The 14,862-nt window shown below is 68.3% G+C and carries 14 protein-coding genes and 1 pseudogene; 6 read left to right on the top strand and 9 right to left on the bottom strand.

What is annotated here, in order from left to right:
• The first annotated feature begins 99 nt into the window (after positions 1 to 99).
• Genes ACREB7_RS04470 through ACREB7_RS04460 form a run of 3 tightly spaced genes read left to right on the top strand, consistent with a single transcriptional unit; the run spans position 100 to position 3,875 of the window.
• Positions 100 to 1,635 (top strand): NAD(P)/FAD-dependent oxidoreductase, encoded by a 1,536-nt coding sequence (locus ACREB7_RS04470; RefSeq protein WP_431591093.1) that lies wholly within the window; start codon positions 100 to 102, stop codon positions 1,633 to 1,635.
• On the top strand, positions 1,635 to 2,072 hold the full coding sequence (locus tag ACREB7_RS04465; RefSeq protein ID WP_431591092.1) for a GtrA family protein: 438 nt from the start codon (positions 1,635 to 1,637) through the stop codon (positions 2,070 to 2,072). The genes ACREB7_RS04470 and ACREB7_RS04465 overlap by 1 nt, the downstream gene beginning before the upstream one ends.
• Before the next feature lie 6 nt (positions 2,073 to 2,078).
• The gene (locus tag ACREB7_RS04460) at positions 2,079 to 3,875 is read left to right on the top strand and encodes a hypothetical protein (protein ID WP_431591091.1); all 1,797 of its coding nucleotides are present in this window, start codon (positions 2,079 to 2,081) and stop codon (positions 3,873 to 3,875) included.
• Here ACREB7_RS04460 and msrB read toward each other — a convergent pair.
• From msrB to ACREB7_RS04440, 4 genes are all read right to left on the bottom strand, one after another.
• The gene (msrB, locus tag ACREB7_RS04455) at positions 3,856 to 4,344 is read right to left on the bottom strand and encodes a peptide-methionine (R)-S-oxide reductase MsrB (protein ID WP_431591090.1); all 489 of its coding nucleotides are present in this window, start codon (positions 4,342 to 4,344) and stop codon (positions 3,856 to 3,858) included. The two genes, ACREB7_RS04460 and msrB, sit on opposite strands and share 20 nt — an antisense overlap.
• Positions 4,345 to 4,401: 57 nt before the next feature.
• Entirely contained in the window at positions 4,402 to 5,658 is a 1,257-nt protein-coding gene (locus tag ACREB7_RS04450) for a cytochrome P450 (protein WP_431591089.1), read from the bottom strand.
• A gap of 324 nt (positions 5,659 to 5,982) precedes the next feature.
• A complete protein-coding gene (locus ACREB7_RS04445) occupies positions 5,983 to 7,230 on the bottom strand; it encodes an ABC transporter permease (protein WP_431591088.1) in 1,248 nt (415 codons plus the stop codon).
• A complete protein-coding gene (locus ACREB7_RS04440; RefSeq protein ID WP_431591087.1) occupies positions 7,227 to 8,183 on the bottom strand; it encodes an ABC transporter ATP-binding protein in 957 nt (318 codons plus the stop codon). The genes ACREB7_RS04445 and ACREB7_RS04440 overlap by 4 nt, the downstream gene beginning before the upstream one ends.
• Before the next feature lie 68 nt (positions 8,184 to 8,251).
• Here ACREB7_RS04440 and queG point away from each other — a divergent pair, with 68 nt between their 5' ends.
• On the top strand, positions 8,252 to 9,304 hold the full coding sequence (gene queG / locus ACREB7_RS04435) for a tRNA epoxyqueuosine(34) reductase QueG (protein WP_431591086.1): 1,053 nt from the start codon (positions 8,252 to 8,254) through the stop codon (positions 9,302 to 9,304).
• A 7-nt stretch (positions 9,305 to 9,311) separates the two neighbouring features.
• On the opposite strand, the gene ACREB7_RS04430 is transcribed toward queG, so the two are convergent.
• Positions 9,312 to 9,680 (bottom strand): hypothetical protein, encoded by a 369-nt coding sequence (locus ACREB7_RS04430; RefSeq protein ID WP_431591085.1) that lies wholly within the window; start codon positions 9,678 to 9,680, stop codon positions 9,312 to 9,314.
• A complete protein-coding gene (locus ACREB7_RS04425) occupies positions 9,677 to 10,357 on the bottom strand; it encodes an EI24 domain-containing protein (RefSeq protein WP_431591084.1) in 681 nt (226 codons plus the stop codon). Before ACREB7_RS04425 ends, ACREB7_RS04430 begins: the two co-directional genes overlap by 4 nt.
• A gap of 111 nt (positions 10,358 to 10,468) precedes the next feature.
• Between ACREB7_RS04425 and ACREB7_RS04420 the strand changes: the two genes are divergently transcribed.
• Positions 10,469 to 11,467 carry an adenosine kinase gene (locus ACREB7_RS04420; protein ID WP_431591083.1) on the top strand — a complete coding sequence of 333 codons (999 nt, stop codon included), beginning with the start codon at positions 10,469 to 10,471 and terminating at the stop codon, positions 11,465 to 11,467.
• A 52-nt stretch (positions 11,468 to 11,519) separates the two neighbouring features.
• Positions 11,520 to 11,780, top strand: coding sequence for a hypothetical protein (locus ACREB7_RS04415; RefSeq protein ID WP_431591082.1), 261 nt, complete (start codon positions 11,520 to 11,522; stop codon positions 11,778 to 11,780).
• A gap of 3 nt (positions 11,781 to 11,783) precedes the next feature.
• Here ACREB7_RS04415 and ACREB7_RS04410 read toward each other — a convergent pair whose 3' ends face one another.
• The 3 genes and pseudogenes from ACREB7_RS04410 to ACREB7_RS04400 all read right to left on the bottom strand — a co-directional run.
• Positions 11,784 to 13,343, bottom strand: a complete 1,560-nt coding sequence (locus tag ACREB7_RS04410) for a lipopolysaccharide biosynthesis protein (protein WP_431591081.1) — start codon at positions 13,341 to 13,343, stop codon at positions 11,784 to 11,786.
• A gap of 76 nt (positions 13,344 to 13,419) precedes the next feature.
• Positions 13,420 to 14,406, bottom strand: coding sequence for an NAD(P)H-dependent glycerol-3-phosphate dehydrogenase (locus ACREB7_RS04405; protein WP_431591080.1), 987 nt, complete (start codon positions 14,404 to 14,406; stop codon positions 13,420 to 13,422).
• Positions 14,403 to 14,862 (bottom strand): annotated as a pseudogene (locus tag ACREB7_RS04400) (tRNA (adenosine(37)-N6)-threonylcarbamoyltransferase complex transferase subunit TsaD); the annotation flags it as partial. The gene ACREB7_RS04405 and the pseudogene ACREB7_RS04400, both read right to left, overlap by 4 nt.

Raw genomic sequence — 14,862 nt, 5'->3', positions numbered from 1 at the left:
CTTGGGTCCGCTCGCGCCGATTTGCGCATGTTAACCAATTTTTAGCCATGATCGCCCACAGCGGAAATGCGCAAGACTTTGCCTGTGGGGAATCAATCTATGTCCGACGCATCCGCGCCGAAGAGCCGTCCGACCAGTGCCGATGTCGCGATCATCGGGGCGGGGCCGGCCGGGCTGACCGCCGCCTATCTGCTGACCAGGGAAGGCTTTTCGGTCACCGTGATCGAGAAGGACCCGGTCTATGTCGGCGGGATCAGCCGCACGGTCGAGCATGAGGGCTTTCGTTTCGACATCGGCGGGCACCGTTTCTTTTCGAAAAGCCAGGAGGTCGTCGACCTGTGGAACGAAATCCTGCCCGACGATTTCATCCAGCGCCCGCGGATGAGCCGCATCTATTATGAGGGCAAATTCTATTCCTATCCGCTGCGTGCGTTCGAGGCTTTGTGGAATTTGGGCATCGTGCGATCGACTTTGTGCATGGCGAGCTATGCGCAGGCGAAGATCTTCCCGAACAAGGCGGTGCGCAGCTTCGAGGACTGGACGATCAACCAGTTCGGGCGGAAGCTCTATTCGATCTTTTTCAAGACCTATACCGAGAAGGTGTGGGGGATGCCGTGCGACGAAATGTCGGCCGACTGGGCGGCGCAGCGCATCAAGGGGCTGAGCCTCGGCGCGGCGGTGCTCGACGGGCTGAAGCGCAGCCTGGGGCTCAACAAGGCGCCGAATGACGGCATGGCGACCAAGACCCTGCTCGAAACCTTTCGCTATCCGCGGCTCGGCCCGGGCATGATGTGGGACGCGGCGCGCGACAAGGTGGTCGCGGGCGGCAATCATGTGCTGATGGGGCACAGCTTCAAGCAGGTGACGCAGGATCAGGTGTCGGGACGCTGGCGGCTGACCGCGACCGGGCCCGACGGCGACGTCGTGATCGATGCCGGCCATGTGATCAGCTCGGCGCCGATGCGCGAGCTCGCGGCGCGAATCCATCCGTTGCCGCAATGCGCGCTTTCGGCGGCGCCATCTTTGAAATATCGCGACTTTCTGACCGTCGCGCTCAAGATTCGGTCGGAGGATCTGTTCCCCGACAACTGGATCTATATCCACGACAGCAAGGTGCAGGTCGGCCGGGTGCAGAATTTCCGCAGCTGGTCGCCCGAAATGGTGCCCGATCCCGAGCTTGCCTGCGTCGGGCTCGAATATTTCTGTTTCGAGGGCGACGGGCTGTGGGCGTCGAGCGATGCCGATCTGGTCGCGCTGGCGACGAAGGAAATGGCGATCCTCGGGCTGTGCGATCCGAAAGACGTCGTCGGCGGCGCGGTGGTGCGGCAGGAAAAGGCCTATCCGGTCTATGACGATGATTATGCGGCGCATGTCGAGACGATGCGGTCCGAACTCGAGGCGCGTTATCCGACGCTGCACATGGTCGGGCGCAACGGCATGCACCGTTACAACAACCAGGATCATGCGATGATGACCGCGATGCTGACGGTGCGCAACATCGTCGCGGGCGAACGGGTGTACGACATCTGGGGCGTCAACGAGGACGCCGAATATCACGAGAGCGGCACCGAGGGCGAACAGGCGGCGCTGGCGTCGGTGCGCGACGTGCCCGCCCGCGTGAGCAAAGCCGCCTGATGCCGGGCGAAGCCGGCATCGCCGGTCTTGGGCAGCGGCTGCTCGCGCGGCTGCACCGGATCACCTATTTGCGCTATATCGGCGCGAGCGCTTTCGCGCTGGCGGCCGACATGGGCTTGTTCCTGCTGTTGCTCGCCGGCGGCTGGCACGCTGCTGCGGCGTCGGCGATCAGCTATAGCGCCGGGATCGCCGTGCATTGGCTGATCTCGACGCGGCTGGTTTTTGTCGCGGGGGCGCAGACCCGGGGAATCGAGCGCGCGCGGCAAAAGGCGCTGTTTCTGGGCTCGGCGCTCGCCGGGCTGGGCATTACCGTCGGCATCGTGTGGGCCGGCGACGCGTTCGGGCTCGACCCGCGGCTTGCCAAGCTGGCGGCGATCGCGATCAGTTTCCAGACCACCTATGTGCTGCGCAAGGCCATCGTTTTTGCGGGGCGCTGAACCGCGATGACCGGCGCACCGCCCGACACGCCGCGCGCTTTGGCTCGCGATCTGTGGATCGCGGGCGGTTTTGCGCTTGGCGTCATGGCGGTCATGCTGGTGCTTTTCGGACCGGCGATCCAGACGATGGCGTTTCGCGACGCCGACGATGCGCTGCGTTTCGTCCAGGTGCGCGACCTGCTCGGCGGGCAGGGCTGGTTCGATGCGAGCCAGCACCGGATCAATCCGCCCGCCGGGGGCCTGATGCACTGGTCGCGGCTGATCGACGCGCAGATCGCGGGGCTGATCCTGCTGCTGCAGCCGGTGCTGGGGAAAGCGGCGGCCGAGCAATGGGCGATCGCGCTCTATCCGCCGCTGTTGCTGTTGCCCTTGTTCCTGTGCCTGGCGCTGGTGCTGCGCCGGCTGTCGGACGACCGCGCGGTCGTCGCGGCGGGGCTGCTGATCGCGGCGACGACGGTGACCTTCCTCCATTATTTCGTGCCGCTGCGCATCGACCATCATAATTGGCAGACGATCCTGTCGGTCGCGATGCTCGCCATCGCGCTCGGCGCCCCCGACCGGCGGCACGGGATGCTGGCGGCCGCGGTGATGATCCTGCATCTCGCGATATCGCTCGAAGCCGTACCCTATCTGTTGATTTTCGGCGGAATTTTTGCGCTCGCCTGGCTCCGCGACGCGGCGGCAGGACCGCGTCTTTTCGCCTTTGTCGCCAGCCTCGCGCTCGGTGCGCCGCTGCTGTTGCTCGCGACGCGCGGCTGGGACGGTGTCGCCGGCGACTGGTGCGACGCCTGGTCGCGGCCCTATCTGAGCGCCGCCGCCGTGGCGGCAGCCTTGTTGCTGGCCGGCGCGCGGCTGGGCGTGGTGCAACGCGACTGGCGCGCGCGGCTCGCGCTGCTGGCGGTCGCGGGCGGCGTCGGGGCGCTGGTCTTTGCCTGGATCAGCCCGGCGTGCCTTGCCGGCCCGTTCGGCACCCTCGAACCTTTGGTACGCGATTTCTGGTATCTCAATGTCCTCGAAGGGCGGCCGGTCTGGCGGCAGGGGGCGCCGAAAATCGCCCTGCTGGTCGCGCCGTCGCTCGCCGGGCTGGCGCTGACCTTTGCGATCTGGCGCCGCGCGGCGCCCGGACCGGCCAAGGCGCGGTGGGAGGTCATGCTGCTGGTGCTGGGGGCGAGCGTGCTGCTGTCGCTGCTCGTCGTCCGGACGGTCGCGGTGACCCATATCTATGCGCTGCCCGCGCTGGCGGCGACCGGGGTGGCGCTCTGGCGGCATGGCCAGTCGCGCGCCACCGCGCCGGCGCGCATCGCCGCTTCGCTGGCGGTCTTGCTGGTGCTGCCGGTCGTGCTGGGACAGGTGGCGATGAGCGCGGTAGCGGCCATAGCGCCCGCCGAACCGACCGATCCCGCGACTTTGGCGCCGTGCCCGACCCCCGCCGATCTGGCGGTTCTGGCGCGTCAGACGCCGGGGCTGGTGATGTCGGGGGTCGATATCGGGCCGACGATCCTGGTCCGGACGTCGCACAGCGTCGTCGCGACCGCGCATCATCGCAACCATGCGGCGATCAACCGGGTGATCTCGGCTTTCGCCGCGGCGCCTGACGATGCGGCGACGATCGTCGCGGCCTCGCGCGCCGACTATCTCTTCGTCTGTTCCGGACAGCATGAGATGCAGAATATCGCCCAGAGCTTCCCGGGCGGCCTCGCCGATCGACTCGCGCGTCATGCGCCGCCGGCCTGGCTCGAACCGGTGCCGCTTCCCGATGGATCGGTGGCGGCGCTTTATCGCGTCAGGCTGGCCGGAAAATAAGCGCGGCGCCGTTCATGCAATAACGCTTGCCGGTCGGTTTCGGGCCATCGTTGAAGACATGGCCGAGGTGGCCGCCGCAGCGACGGCAATGCACTTCGGTGCGCGCCACGCCGATTTCATAATCGGTCGTCGTCGCGATCGCGCCCTTCAGCGGGTCCCAGAAACTCGGCCAGCCGGTCTTGCTGTCATATTTGGTTTTGCTCGAATAAAGCGGCAGCGCGCAGCCCGCGCAGCTGAAAATGCCGGTGCGATGTTCGTTGTTGAGCGCGTTGGTGAAGGGGCGTTCGGTGCCCGCCTCGCGCAAGATCTTGTACTGGAAGGGCGTCAGCCGTTTCTTCCATTGCGCCTCGCTCAACTGCCAGCCGGGTTGGCCCTTGGGGCGCGGCGAGGCCTTGGCGAACAGCATCGGCGCACCGATGAGCGCGCCGCCGAGCGCGATGCCGCCGATAAGATAACGCCGTTCGATCATGGTCGGGCTCCTCTCCGCTAGATACGTTGGGCAGGAGCGGCCGGTTTCACCCGTGCGTCAATATTTTTCGAGCTGCACCGGCATATGGCGATAGCCGTGGACGAAGCTGGCGTGGACGCGCTCGGGCTCGGCGAGCACATTGACGCGCAGGCGGCGCTTCTGCATTTCCGAAATCAGCGTCGTCAGCTGCAGTTCGGCGACCCGCGCCCCGACGCAGCGATGGATGCCATAGCCGAAGGCGAGGTGACGGCGCGCATTCTCGCGGTCGACGATGATCCGGTCGCCGTTGGGAAACACGCTCTCGTCGCGGTTCGCCGAGGCGTACCAGAGCGCGAGCTTGTCGCGCGCCTTGATCTCGTGGCCGAACAATTCGGTGTCTTCGGTCGCGGTGCGGCGCATATGCGCGAGCGGGGTCTGCCAGCGCAGGATTTCGTGCATCGCGTTGACCGCGAGTTCGGGGTTGTGATCGCGCTCGAGCTTCGCGCGTTCTTCGGGGAAACTGTGCAGGCCATAGGCATAGGCCGACATCGAGTTGCGCGTCGTGTCATTGCCGCCGACGATCAGCAGGATGAGGTTCCCCATGAACTCATGCTCGCTCATATGCTTCATCGCGTCGGATTGGAGCATGATCGAGATGAGGTCGTGGGTGCCGGGGTTCTGCGCCTTGCGGTCCCACAATTGTTTGAAGGACGCGCCCATCTCGAACGCGATCGCGGTGCGTGCATGGCGTTTTTCGTCGGTGTCGAAGCTTTCGATGTCGCCGAGCGCGTCGGACCAGGCGGTGAGCTTGTGGCGTTCTTCCCACGGGAAATCGAACAGGATCGCCAGCATGTCGGTGGTCAGCTCGATCGACAGCCGCTCGACCCAGTCGAAGGTTTCGCCGATCGGCAGCGTGTCGAGCAGCGCCGCGGTGCGCGCCTGGGTGTCGGCGCGCATGCGCTCGATCTCGCTGGGGCCGAAGGCGGGGGCGACGGTACGGCGCTGCGCGGTGTGCTGCGGCGGATCCATCGCGATGAACATCGGCATCGGGATTTCACCCGGCTTCAGATGCTCGACGCCGTCGCCGGCGACGGTGATGCCGCCATATTCCCACGACGAGGAGAAGATCTTGGGGAGCGCTTCGATATGTTGGATCGGCTTGTAGGTGGTCACCGACCAATAGGGGCCGAATTTCGAATCCTCGCAGCGATAGATCGGCGATTCGGCGCGCAGCTGGCGCATCGGGTCCTGCCAGCGATCCTCGCTCCACAATTCGGCGCGGCTGACGTCGAGCGGATTGGCGATTTCGGGGGCGATACGCACTTGGGTGGCCATGGGCTGCTCCTCTGGAGGGCCGTCTGGCGCGGCCGATTCAGTTGCAGAATGCCACTATTTACAGCTTTGTCAACGACGGGGGTGTCGGCGTTGACGGAAGGCCCGTCGCTCGACGTTCGGTTTTTTGTTTCGCGCAAAGACGCAAAGACACGAAGATGTCGCGCCCGCCGCGAAGCGGCCTTTTCAGCCGCGCCGTGCCATCGCGCAGCGATGATGGAAAAAGCGGCCTTGCGGCCGCAGGACAGCTTCTTCGTGTCTTTGCGTCTTTGCGCGAAACCTTTTCACGCCATCGCGGCATAGCCCGAACATTCGAATCGAAAACGGCTACGCGCCCTTTTTTCGCCGCCAGAAGCGCCAGTCGCTGCGGCCGCTGAGCACGCCGGCGCGGAAGAGGCGGACCGAGAGGAAGATGACGAGTGCGACCCAGATCGCCTGCCAGCCGAGCGCGAGCAGATGGATGGCGATCGCATCGTCGGTCGCGGCGCGCGCGGCCATCGCGAGCGGCGAGGAGAAGGGGAAGATTTGCGCGAAGGTCGCGAGGGTACTCCCCGGCGCGCTCGCCGAGGCGGCGCAGAGGCTGAACATGCCGACCTGGAAGATGGTGATCGGCAGGCTGAGCATCTGGATTTCGCGCACCGTCGCCGCCTGCGCGCCGACCCCGAGGAACACCGCGCCGAGCAGCAGGAAGGACATGATGAAATAGGCGAAACCGATGGCGAGGAAAAAGGGCCAGCCGACGGCGGGGGAGGCCGCGATGGCCGCCATCGCCTTGTTCGCGCCGCCTGCGGCGGCGATCGTCGCGGGGTCCATCTGGGTCGCCGCGACCAGCCCGCCGACGACCGCCATCGCCATCCAGAAGGCGATGAACAGCACCGCGACGCCCAGGAAACCGAGCAATTTGCCGAGGAAGACGCTTTCGAGCGGCACCGCGGCGGCGAGGATTTCGATGACCTTGTTGCCCTTTTCCTCGGCGAGCGAACTCACCGTCTGGCCCGCGAGGAGCAGGGTGAGCAGGAAGATGACGAACACCGCGCTGAAGCCGAGCGATTGCTGGACCGCGATGCTGGTGCCGCCGTTCGACAGATTTTCGAAGGTGGCGGTGACCGGAGGCAAGGGACCGGCGGCGCGGGCGCGGAGCACCTCGCCGGCGAGCAGCACAAGGTAGCGGCCCGAACTGCTGTCCGGTTCGCGTTCGACGATGCGCGGGGAGGCCAAGGCTCCGCTGAGCACCGCATAGGTGTCGCTGCCCTTTTCGCGCGCGATGGCGACGGGATCGGCGGTCGCGGGGCTGGCGACACGCAGGTCCAATACCGCCGGTTCGCGCGGCATCGCGGCGCGGAGCCGCGCGTCGGCGGCGCGGAAATCCTCGATGTCGGCGGCGTCGGTCACGACGACGATGCGGCCGGCGCCGCGCGCGCTGTCGGCGAGCTGCGACGCACCCATGCCGCCAACGAGACCCATGCCGACCATGAACAGCGGTGCGAGCAGGAAGAGCAGGAAGGTCGGGGTGGCGACGATCGCCAGGAAGTCGCGGCGCGCGACGACGACCATATTCTTGAGGAAGGCGTTCATGCGCTCGCCTCCTCGGCGGCGGCTTCGGCGGCGTCGGCGTGGAAATCGGCATCGACCTGACGGACGATATGGACAAAGGCGTCGTGGAGCGCCGGGCGGCTGATCGACAAACCCGTAACGCCAAAATGGCTCGCCGTGATGCGCGACAGCAGGGGTTCGACGTCCTCGTCCAGAATCGCGAAATGCCAGGCCTCGCCGCGCCGCTCGGCGCCGGCGGGGAGCAGCGCGGCGACGGCGTCGGGGGCGGCCTCGGTGCGCGGGGTGTAGCGCACCTGCATCGGCAGCAGCGCGCGCGCGTCGTCGACGCTCCCCTCGAAACGTCGCTGCGAGCGCGCGATGATCGCGAGCCGGTCGCACAATCGCTCGGCATGCGCCATGACATGGGTCGAGAAGAGGATCGTCGCGCCCCGGTCGCGTTCGCGCCGCACCAGCATTTCGAGCCGCTCCTGATTGACCGGGTCGAGGCCGGAGAAAGGCTCGTCGAGGACGATCAGGTCGGGGGCGTGGACGATCGAGCCGATCAGCTGGACCATCTGGGCCATGCCCTTCGACATCTTGCGGATCTTTTCGTCGATCACCCGCTCGAGCCCGAGTTCGGCCATGAAGGTGGCGGCGCGGCGGCGCCCCTCCGACCAGTCGAGCCCGCGCAGCGCGCCCATGAAGGCGATCGCCTCGCGCGCCTTCATGCCGGGATAGAGGCCGCGCTCTTCGGGGAGGTAGCCGATGCGGTGACGCACCGACTGCGGCTTGTGGCCACCGAGCAAGCGGCTTTGCCCCGCGTCGGGATCGATGATGCCGAGCATCATGCGCAGGCTGGTGGTCTTGCCCGCGCCATTGGGGCCGAGCACGCCGTAGATGCTGCCCGCCGGGACTTCGAGGCTGACGTCGTCGACCGCCTTGAAAGCCTCGAAATATTTGGTGAGGCCATGCGCCTCGACGCTGAGTTCGGTCAAATGCTGGTCCTGCGAAATGTCGTCGTCGCCCCTATGACATGCGAAGGGCGGTCGCGTATAGGGCGGCAATGGTTGCCGAAGCCTTGCCTGCGCTCGAACAGCGACTGGAAGCCGTCGCGCGCGAACATGGGTTCGTCGCGTTCGGTATCGCGCGCGCCGATGCGGCGCCGCTCACCGCCGCGCGGCTGAACCAGTGGCTCGCCGATGGCAGCCATGGCGAGATGATCTGGATGGAAAGCCGCGCCGCGCAGCGCGGATCGCCGCAGGGGCTGTGGCCCGAGGTCAAATCGGTGATCGCGCTGGGGATGAGTTACGCGCCCGAGGTCGATCCGCTGGCGCTGGCGGCGCATCCCGACCGGGGGCGGATTTCGGTCTATGCGCAGGGGGCCGATTACCATGACGTCGTGAAGAAGGCGCTGAAGCATGTCGCGCGTTGGCTCGTCGCCGAAGCGGCGGACGCCGAGGTTAAGGTGTTCGTCGACACCGCGCCGGTGATGGAAAAGCCGCTGTCGGCGGCGGCCGGGCTGGGGTGGCAGGGCAAGCATACCAACCTCGTCAGCCGCGACCATGGCAGCTGGCTGTTCCTCGGCGCGATCTATACGACGCTCGACCTGACGCCGGCGATCCCGGGGCGCGATAGGTGCGGCAGCTGTACGGCGTGCCAGGACGCCTGCCCGACGCAGGCCTTTCCGGCGCCCTACCGGCTCGATGCCCGGCGCTGCATCTCCTACCTCACGATCGAATATGCCGGGCCGATCCCGCTCGAACTGCGCCGCGCGATGGGCAACCGCATCTATGGCTGCGACGATTGCCTTGCGGTGTGTCCGTGGAACAAATTCGCCGATACCGCCGCGCGCCACCGCGCCTTCCTGCCGCGCGCCGAGCTCGCCGCGCCGGCGCTCGGCGATCTGCTGGCGCTGGACGACGCCGCATTTCGCCAGGTCTTCGCGGGATCGCCGATCAAGCGCATCGGACGCCATCGCATGGTCCGCAACGCCGCGATCGCGGCGGGCAACAGCGGCGATGCGCGGTTCCGGCCGGCGCTCGAACGGCTGAAAAACGACGAATCCGACGTGGTTGCCGAGGCGGCGGCCTGGGCGCTCGCCGAATTGGCGTCCTGACGTCACGCTAGCGGCGCAGCGTCTCCACACAGCTGCCCAATTCGGCGTTGCGGCCATCGGGGGTGCGGGCATCGACATGCGTCGCAACCGGTGAGGCGCCGGCGCGCGGGGCGTAGAAATAAATGTCGATGACGCACGCCGTCCCCTCGAACTGCAGCTTGCGCGCGGCGCCTTCGGTCACGTCGAGGCGCGGTTTGCCGAACAGGCGCTGCGCCGCGTCGGGGCTTTGGCCGATCAGGCTGTTCGACTGCACCGGCCTGACGATGGTGGGGGCAGGCGCTGCGGTCACCGGCGGCGGGGCGCTGCGGGGCGGGACCGCCGCGGCGCAGCCGCCGAGCGCGGCGAGGGTGGCGGCGGCGGCAAGGAGTCGGATCATGGGGCGTCCCTGTTTCGCAGGTGAATGAGGTGGACGGCCATAGCGGCGCCCAGGACGGGGGCCAACAGATTGACGACGGGTACCAGGAAAGCTGCGGCGGACAGCGCGCCGAGCCCCCAGCGCGCGCCGCGCGCGAGGCGCGGCCGGTCGGGATGGCGCGCGAGCGCCATCGCCTCGAGGTCGCGGCCGAGCAGCGCGGCGTTGATCGCAAAGGCGAGGAGCGGCGCGCCGATCGCGGTGAACAGCAAGGGGATATAGACGGGCAGCGCGATCAGGTTGACGACGATCAGCCGGGTGATCGAGACGAGGCCGAGGCGCAGGCTCTTGGCGAAGCTCACCGGCACCGCCCGCGCGGCGGCCTCGGGATAGCGGCGCCCCTCGACATCGGCGACGATGGCGTCGCCGAACAGGCCGATCACCGCGATCGCGACGCCGCGAAACAACAGCCAGCTCGCGCCGAGCAGGCCGAGGATGAGCAATATGCCCGCCATGTCGATCTCAACCTCGCCGAGCCATTGCCAGCGATAGAGCGCCCAGCGCGCCCCGAAGAAGATCGCGGCGCCGGCGGCGGCGAAGATCAGCAAGGTGAGCGCGAGGCTCTGCGCGAGGACGACGAGCACCGGGCGGCGCGGCAGGTCCTGCAGGGCGAGCATCAGGGCGTGGATCGCGCGGGCCATGGGGCACGGGATGCGCGGGCGCCGGCGACGCGTCAAGCGTCGCGCTTGCCTTGCCGGGCCGCGATCCCTAAAGCCGCGCCCAATCTTTTCCCATCATCGACAGGAATTTTCATGGCCTCCACCGCCCGTTTCGACGTCGTTGCCATCGGCAATGCGATCGTCGACGTCCTTGCCCGCGCGTCCGACGAGCTGATCGACGCCGAAAAGCTGGTCAAGGGATCGATGCGGCTGATCGACGCCGACGAGGCCGAGCGGCTCTATGCGGCGATGGGCCCGGCGGTCGAAATGTCGGGCGGCAGCGCGGCGAACACGCTGGCCGGCATGGCGGCGCTCGGGCGCCAATGCGGTTTTATCGGCCAGGTCGCGAAGGACCAGCTGGGGCAGGTGTTCACCCACGACCTGACCTCGCTCGGCGTCGCCTTTGACACGCCCGCGCAGGATGGCGGCGGGCCGACCGCGCGGTGCCTGATCCTCGTCACCCCCGACGGGCAGCGGACGATGAACACCTTCCTCGGCGCGTCGCAGAATCTGGGGCATGACGCGCTCGACGCCGGCCTGATCGGCGACGCCGAGATCCTCTATCTCGAAGGCTATTTGTGGAACGCCGACGCCTCGCGCGCCGCGATGGCCGAGGCGATCGGGCTCGCCAAGGCGGCGGGCCGCCGCGTCGCCTTCACCCTCTCTGACACCTTCGTTGTCGCGGGACATGGCGAGGATTTCCGCCGCATGACCGCGGCGCGCGAGATCGACATCCTGTTCGCCAATGAAGCGGAGCTGCTCGAACTGGCGCAGGAGGGCGATTTCGAGGCCGCGCTCGCCAAGGTCGCCGCCGAAGTCCCGCTGCTCGTCGCGACGCGCGGCGAACATGGCGCGGTGGCGATGACCAACGGGGAACGCACCGAAGTCGCCGCCGAACCGATCGACACGGTCGTCGATACGACGGGCGCGGGCGACCTGTTCGCCGCGGGTTTCCTGTCGGGTCTCGCCGAAGGACGCAGCATGGCCGACTGCCTGACGATGGGTGCGGTGTGCGCGCGCGAAATCATCGCGCAGGTCGGCCCGCGCGCGCAGACCGACCTCAAGGCCAAGGTCGCCGCGCGGCTCGGCTAGGAACTTATCGCGGTTCGGAACGTCCTATGCGCCATCAGGCATAGGAGGTTTTATGAGCGATGAAATCCATACCACGCGCGAGCCCGACGGCACGACGCACACCACGACGATCGTCGACCGCGAACCGCGCCGCAGCGGCGGCGGGATGGGCATGATGCTGATCCTGCTCATCGCCGTCGCGGTCGCGGGCTTTGTCGCGTTCCAGTTCCTCGGCAATGAAAAGGCCGAAACCGGCGCGATTACCGAAGCGGCGCAAAAGGTCGGCGATGCCGCGCAGGATGTCGGCGACGCGGCGCAGAAAGCGGTCGATTGACCCTCAACCGGCGGCGGCTTCGGCGGTCGCCGGTTCGGGATGTTTCTTGAACAGGGCGCGGTCGGCGGGGCCGAAGCCGCGCGTCCAGATCAGCCAGCCATAAATGCCGAGGATGACCGGCACGCCGACCAGCAGCTCGGCCCATTCGGGCAATTGCGTCGCGCCCCAACCGAGGACGGCGGCGCCGGCGGTCGCCCAGACGAGCGCCCAGCGCAGGCTGTTGACCGGCGTCCCCAGGATGCGCCCGAGCAGCCAGGCTTTGGTCACCGAGGCGAAACCGAGGGCGAGCATGAGCGCGAGCGCGACGGCAGCGGCATAAGTGATCGGCGGCAGGCCCATCGCTTCGGCGACCTTGATCAGGACCACGCTGAGCACCGCCTGCAGCGCGAGCGTCGCGAGGCTGATCAGCAGGTTGCGGTGGCGCGCGACATAGACGAGCGCCGCTTCGCTGACCACGGCGGTCGCGGCGACCACCTCGGCGGCGAGCAGGAAGGCGAGCGCGGCGGTCCCGCTGACGAAGGCGGGACCGACGAGGCCCATCACCGCTTCGCCCGGGATGCCGAGCGCGAGCGCGACCCCGGCCTGCGCCGCGATGATCCAGAAACCGACCTGGCTCACTTGCGCGGCCACGGCGGCCAGCCGGTTTTCGGCGAGATTGCGGGTGATGACGGGGCCGAGGATGGGTTCGAAACTGGTCTTGAGTTTCTGCGGCAGCGAGGCAACCTGCTGCGCCATATAATAGATGCCGTAGATCGTCGGCGAGGTGAACTGACCGAGGATGAAGAGGTCGAGGCGGCGGGTGCCCCATTCGATCGCATCGGCGGCGGCGAGCGGGGCATTGCGGCGCGCGACCGTCATCAGATGCACCGGATGCGGCTGCCAGCCGCGCGGGGACCCATAATGGCGGAGCATCGGGATCAGCGCGGTCAGGAAAGCGCCGATCATCGCGGCGGCATAGGACAGCATCAGCCCGTCGCGCACCGACACATACCAGAAGCCCGCCGCGCCGAGGCTGATCACCCAGGGTTCGACCACCGCGCGCGCGCGCACCGTCGCGCCGATGTCGAATTTATAGGCGCAGGCGGCGAGCGCGACCTCGGTCCCCGCGATCGCAAAGACCAGGCACGCCATCCAGCGGTCGGTGCTGTCGATGCCGCCGGCGGGGAACATGAGCTGCGGAAAGAGGAGGAGGAGCGCCGATCCCGCCGCCGAGGCGAGGAAGGCGACAAACATGCCGTCCCACACGACCATGCGATGGTCGGCATCGGGGGCGCTCAATTGCTCGGCGAGGCCGCGCTTGAGGCCCAGCGTGGCGAGCTGGGCGACCAGTTCGATGACCAGCACGGCAAAGGCGAAGCGCCCGACCGCCTCGGCGCCGTACCAGCGGCCGGCGACATAGAGAAAGGGCAGGCGCGCGACGAGGCGGAGGATGAAGCCGAAGAAGTTGGTGCGGCCGCCCTTGGCGAGCGCGGCGGTGTCGGCATCGCGCGGCGGCGGGTCCGACGAAGGGGTGGGCGACGCCGAATCGAGGGCGGGCGCGGCCGCGCTGTCCGTCTGGGTCAAACCTGCGGCCCCCCTTGCTCCTCGCCCTGCCGCTTAGTAGCGCGGCCGGGGGGGAGTGGCAAATCACGGTGTCGGATCATCGCCCCTCGCGTCGCAGCGGACGGCTGAGCAGCGCCTGAATGGCTTCGCCGGCGCGAATTTCGCCCGCGACGAGCCGCGCGACCGCGTCGGTGATCGGCATGTCGATGCCGTCGGCGCGCGCGGCGGCGGCGACGACCGGGGCGCTGAACGCTCCTTCGGCGACGCTGCGGCGGTCGGCCATCAAGGCGGCGGCATCCTCGCCGCGCCCGAGCCCCTGGCCGAGCGAGAAGTTGCGCGAATTGCTCGAGGTGCAGGTCAGCACGAGGTCGCCGAGCCCGGCGAGTCCGGCGAGCGTTTCGGCATCGGCGCCGCGCGCCAGCCCGAAGCGCGTCATTTCGGCGAAGCCGCGGCTGATCAGCGCGGCGCGCGCATTGAGCCCGAGCCCGGCGCCGTCGACGATGCCGCAGGCGATCGCGAGGATATTCTTCACCGCGCCGCCGATCTCGGCCCCGATGACATCGGCCGAGACATAGGGCCGGAAATGCGGACGCGCGAGCGCCTGCGCGAGGCGGTCGGCGACTGCGGTATCCGCAGCGGCAAGGGTGATCGCGGTCGGCAGCCCGGCGGCGACCTCGTGCGCGAAGGTCGGGCCCGACAGGACGGCGACCGGGCGGCCCGGCGCGACGTCGCGCGCGATATCGATCGGGAAGGCGAAGCTGCCCGCCTCCATGCCCTTGCTGCACAGGATCAGCGGCGCATCACTGGGCGGCAGGTCGGCGAGAACCGCGCGCAGGAAGGGCACGGGAACGACGATCAGCAGCGCGTCGCACGCGGCGAGGTCGGCGAGCGCGCCGCTGGCGGTGAGCGAGGGCGACAGCGCGGCGCCGGGCAGGAACAGCGGGTTGCGATGTTCGGCGTTGATCGCCGTCACGACGTCGGCTTCGCGCGCCCACAGCCGGACCGGGGCGCCATCGGCGGCGAGCAATTGCGCCAGCGCGGTGCCCCAGGCGCCGCCGCCGACGATGCCGAAGCGTGACGTCATGCTTTTACTCCTGCGCCGCGCACCGCTTCGGCGTCGGCATCGAGCGGCCAGCGCGGGCGCGCCGCGACGTCGAGCGGATCGGTGAGCCCGGCGGCGAAGCGCTCGGCGCCGGCCCAGGCGATCATCGCGCCATTGTCGGTGCACAGCCACAAAGGCGGGGCGACGAAGGGCTTGTGGTGCTGCGCCGCAAGGTCGGTCAGGGCGGTGCGAATCGCGCCATTGGCGGCGACCCCGCCCGCGACGACGAACGCCGTGGCCTCGGGGCAGGCGGCGAGCGCGATGCGGCTGCGATCGACCAGGCAGTCGACGACCGCCTGCTGGAAGGAGGCGGCGAGGTCGGGGACGCTGTGCTGGCCCGACGCGGCGGCGCGCGACACCGCGCTCTTGAGTCCGGCGAAGGAGAAATGCGGTTCGCTGCTGCCGACGAGCGGGCGCGGCAGCGGCACGGCTTTGGGG

Origin of the sequence: Sphingopyxis sp. (genome assembly GCF_050725615.1) — a bacterium.
GTDB lineage: Bacteria > Pseudomonadota > Alphaproteobacteria > Sphingomonadales > Sphingomonadaceae > Sphingopyxis.
This window is presented reverse-complemented; position numbering and strand designations above follow the sequence as displayed.

Excerpts from the sequence above, each read along its gene's own strand:
- ACREB7_RS04470 (WP_431591093.1), top strand. The coding sequence starts at position 100 with ATGTCCGACGCATCCGCGCCGAAGAGCCGTCCGACCAGTGCCGATGTC.
- ACREB7_RS04465 (WP_431591092.1), top strand. The coding sequence starts at position 1,635 with ATGCCGGGCGAAGCCGGCATCGCCGGTCTTGGGCAGCGGCTGCTCGCG.
- ACREB7_RS04460 (WP_431591091.1), top strand. The coding sequence starts at position 2,079 with ATGACCGGCGCACCGCCCGACACGCCGCGCGCTTTGGCTCGCGATCTG.
- msrB (WP_431591090.1), bottom strand. The coding sequence starts at position 4,344 with ATGATCGAACGGCGTTATCTTATCGGCGGCATCGCGCTCGGCGGCGCG.
- ACREB7_RS04450 (WP_431591089.1), bottom strand. The coding sequence starts at position 5,658 with ATGGCCACCCAAGTGCGTATCGCCCCCGAAATCGCCAATCCGCTCGAC.
- ACREB7_RS04445 (WP_431591088.1), bottom strand. The coding sequence starts at position 7,230 with ATGAACGCCTTCCTCAAGAATATGGTCGTCGTCGCGCGCCGCGACTTC.
- queG (WP_431591086.1), top strand. The coding sequence starts at position 8,252 with ATGGTTGCCGAAGCCTTGCCTGCGCTCGAACAGCGACTGGAAGCCGTC.
- ACREB7_RS04430 (WP_431591085.1), bottom strand. The coding sequence starts at position 9,680 with ATGATCCGACTCCTTGCCGCCGCCGCCACCCTCGCCGCGCTCGGCGGC.
- ACREB7_RS04425 (WP_431591084.1), bottom strand. The coding sequence starts at position 10,357 with ATGGCCCGCGCGATCCACGCCCTGATGCTCGCCCTGCAGGACCTGCCG.
- ACREB7_RS04420 (WP_431591083.1), top strand. The coding sequence starts at position 10,469 with ATGGCCTCCACCGCCCGTTTCGACGTCGTTGCCATCGGCAATGCGATC.
- ACREB7_RS04415 (WP_431591082.1), top strand. The coding sequence starts at position 11,520 with ATGAGCGATGAAATCCATACCACGCGCGAGCCCGACGGCACGACGCAC.
- ACREB7_RS04405 (WP_431591080.1), bottom strand. The coding sequence starts at position 14,406 with ATGACGTCACGCTTCGGCATCGTCGGCGGCGGCGCCTGGGGCACCGCG.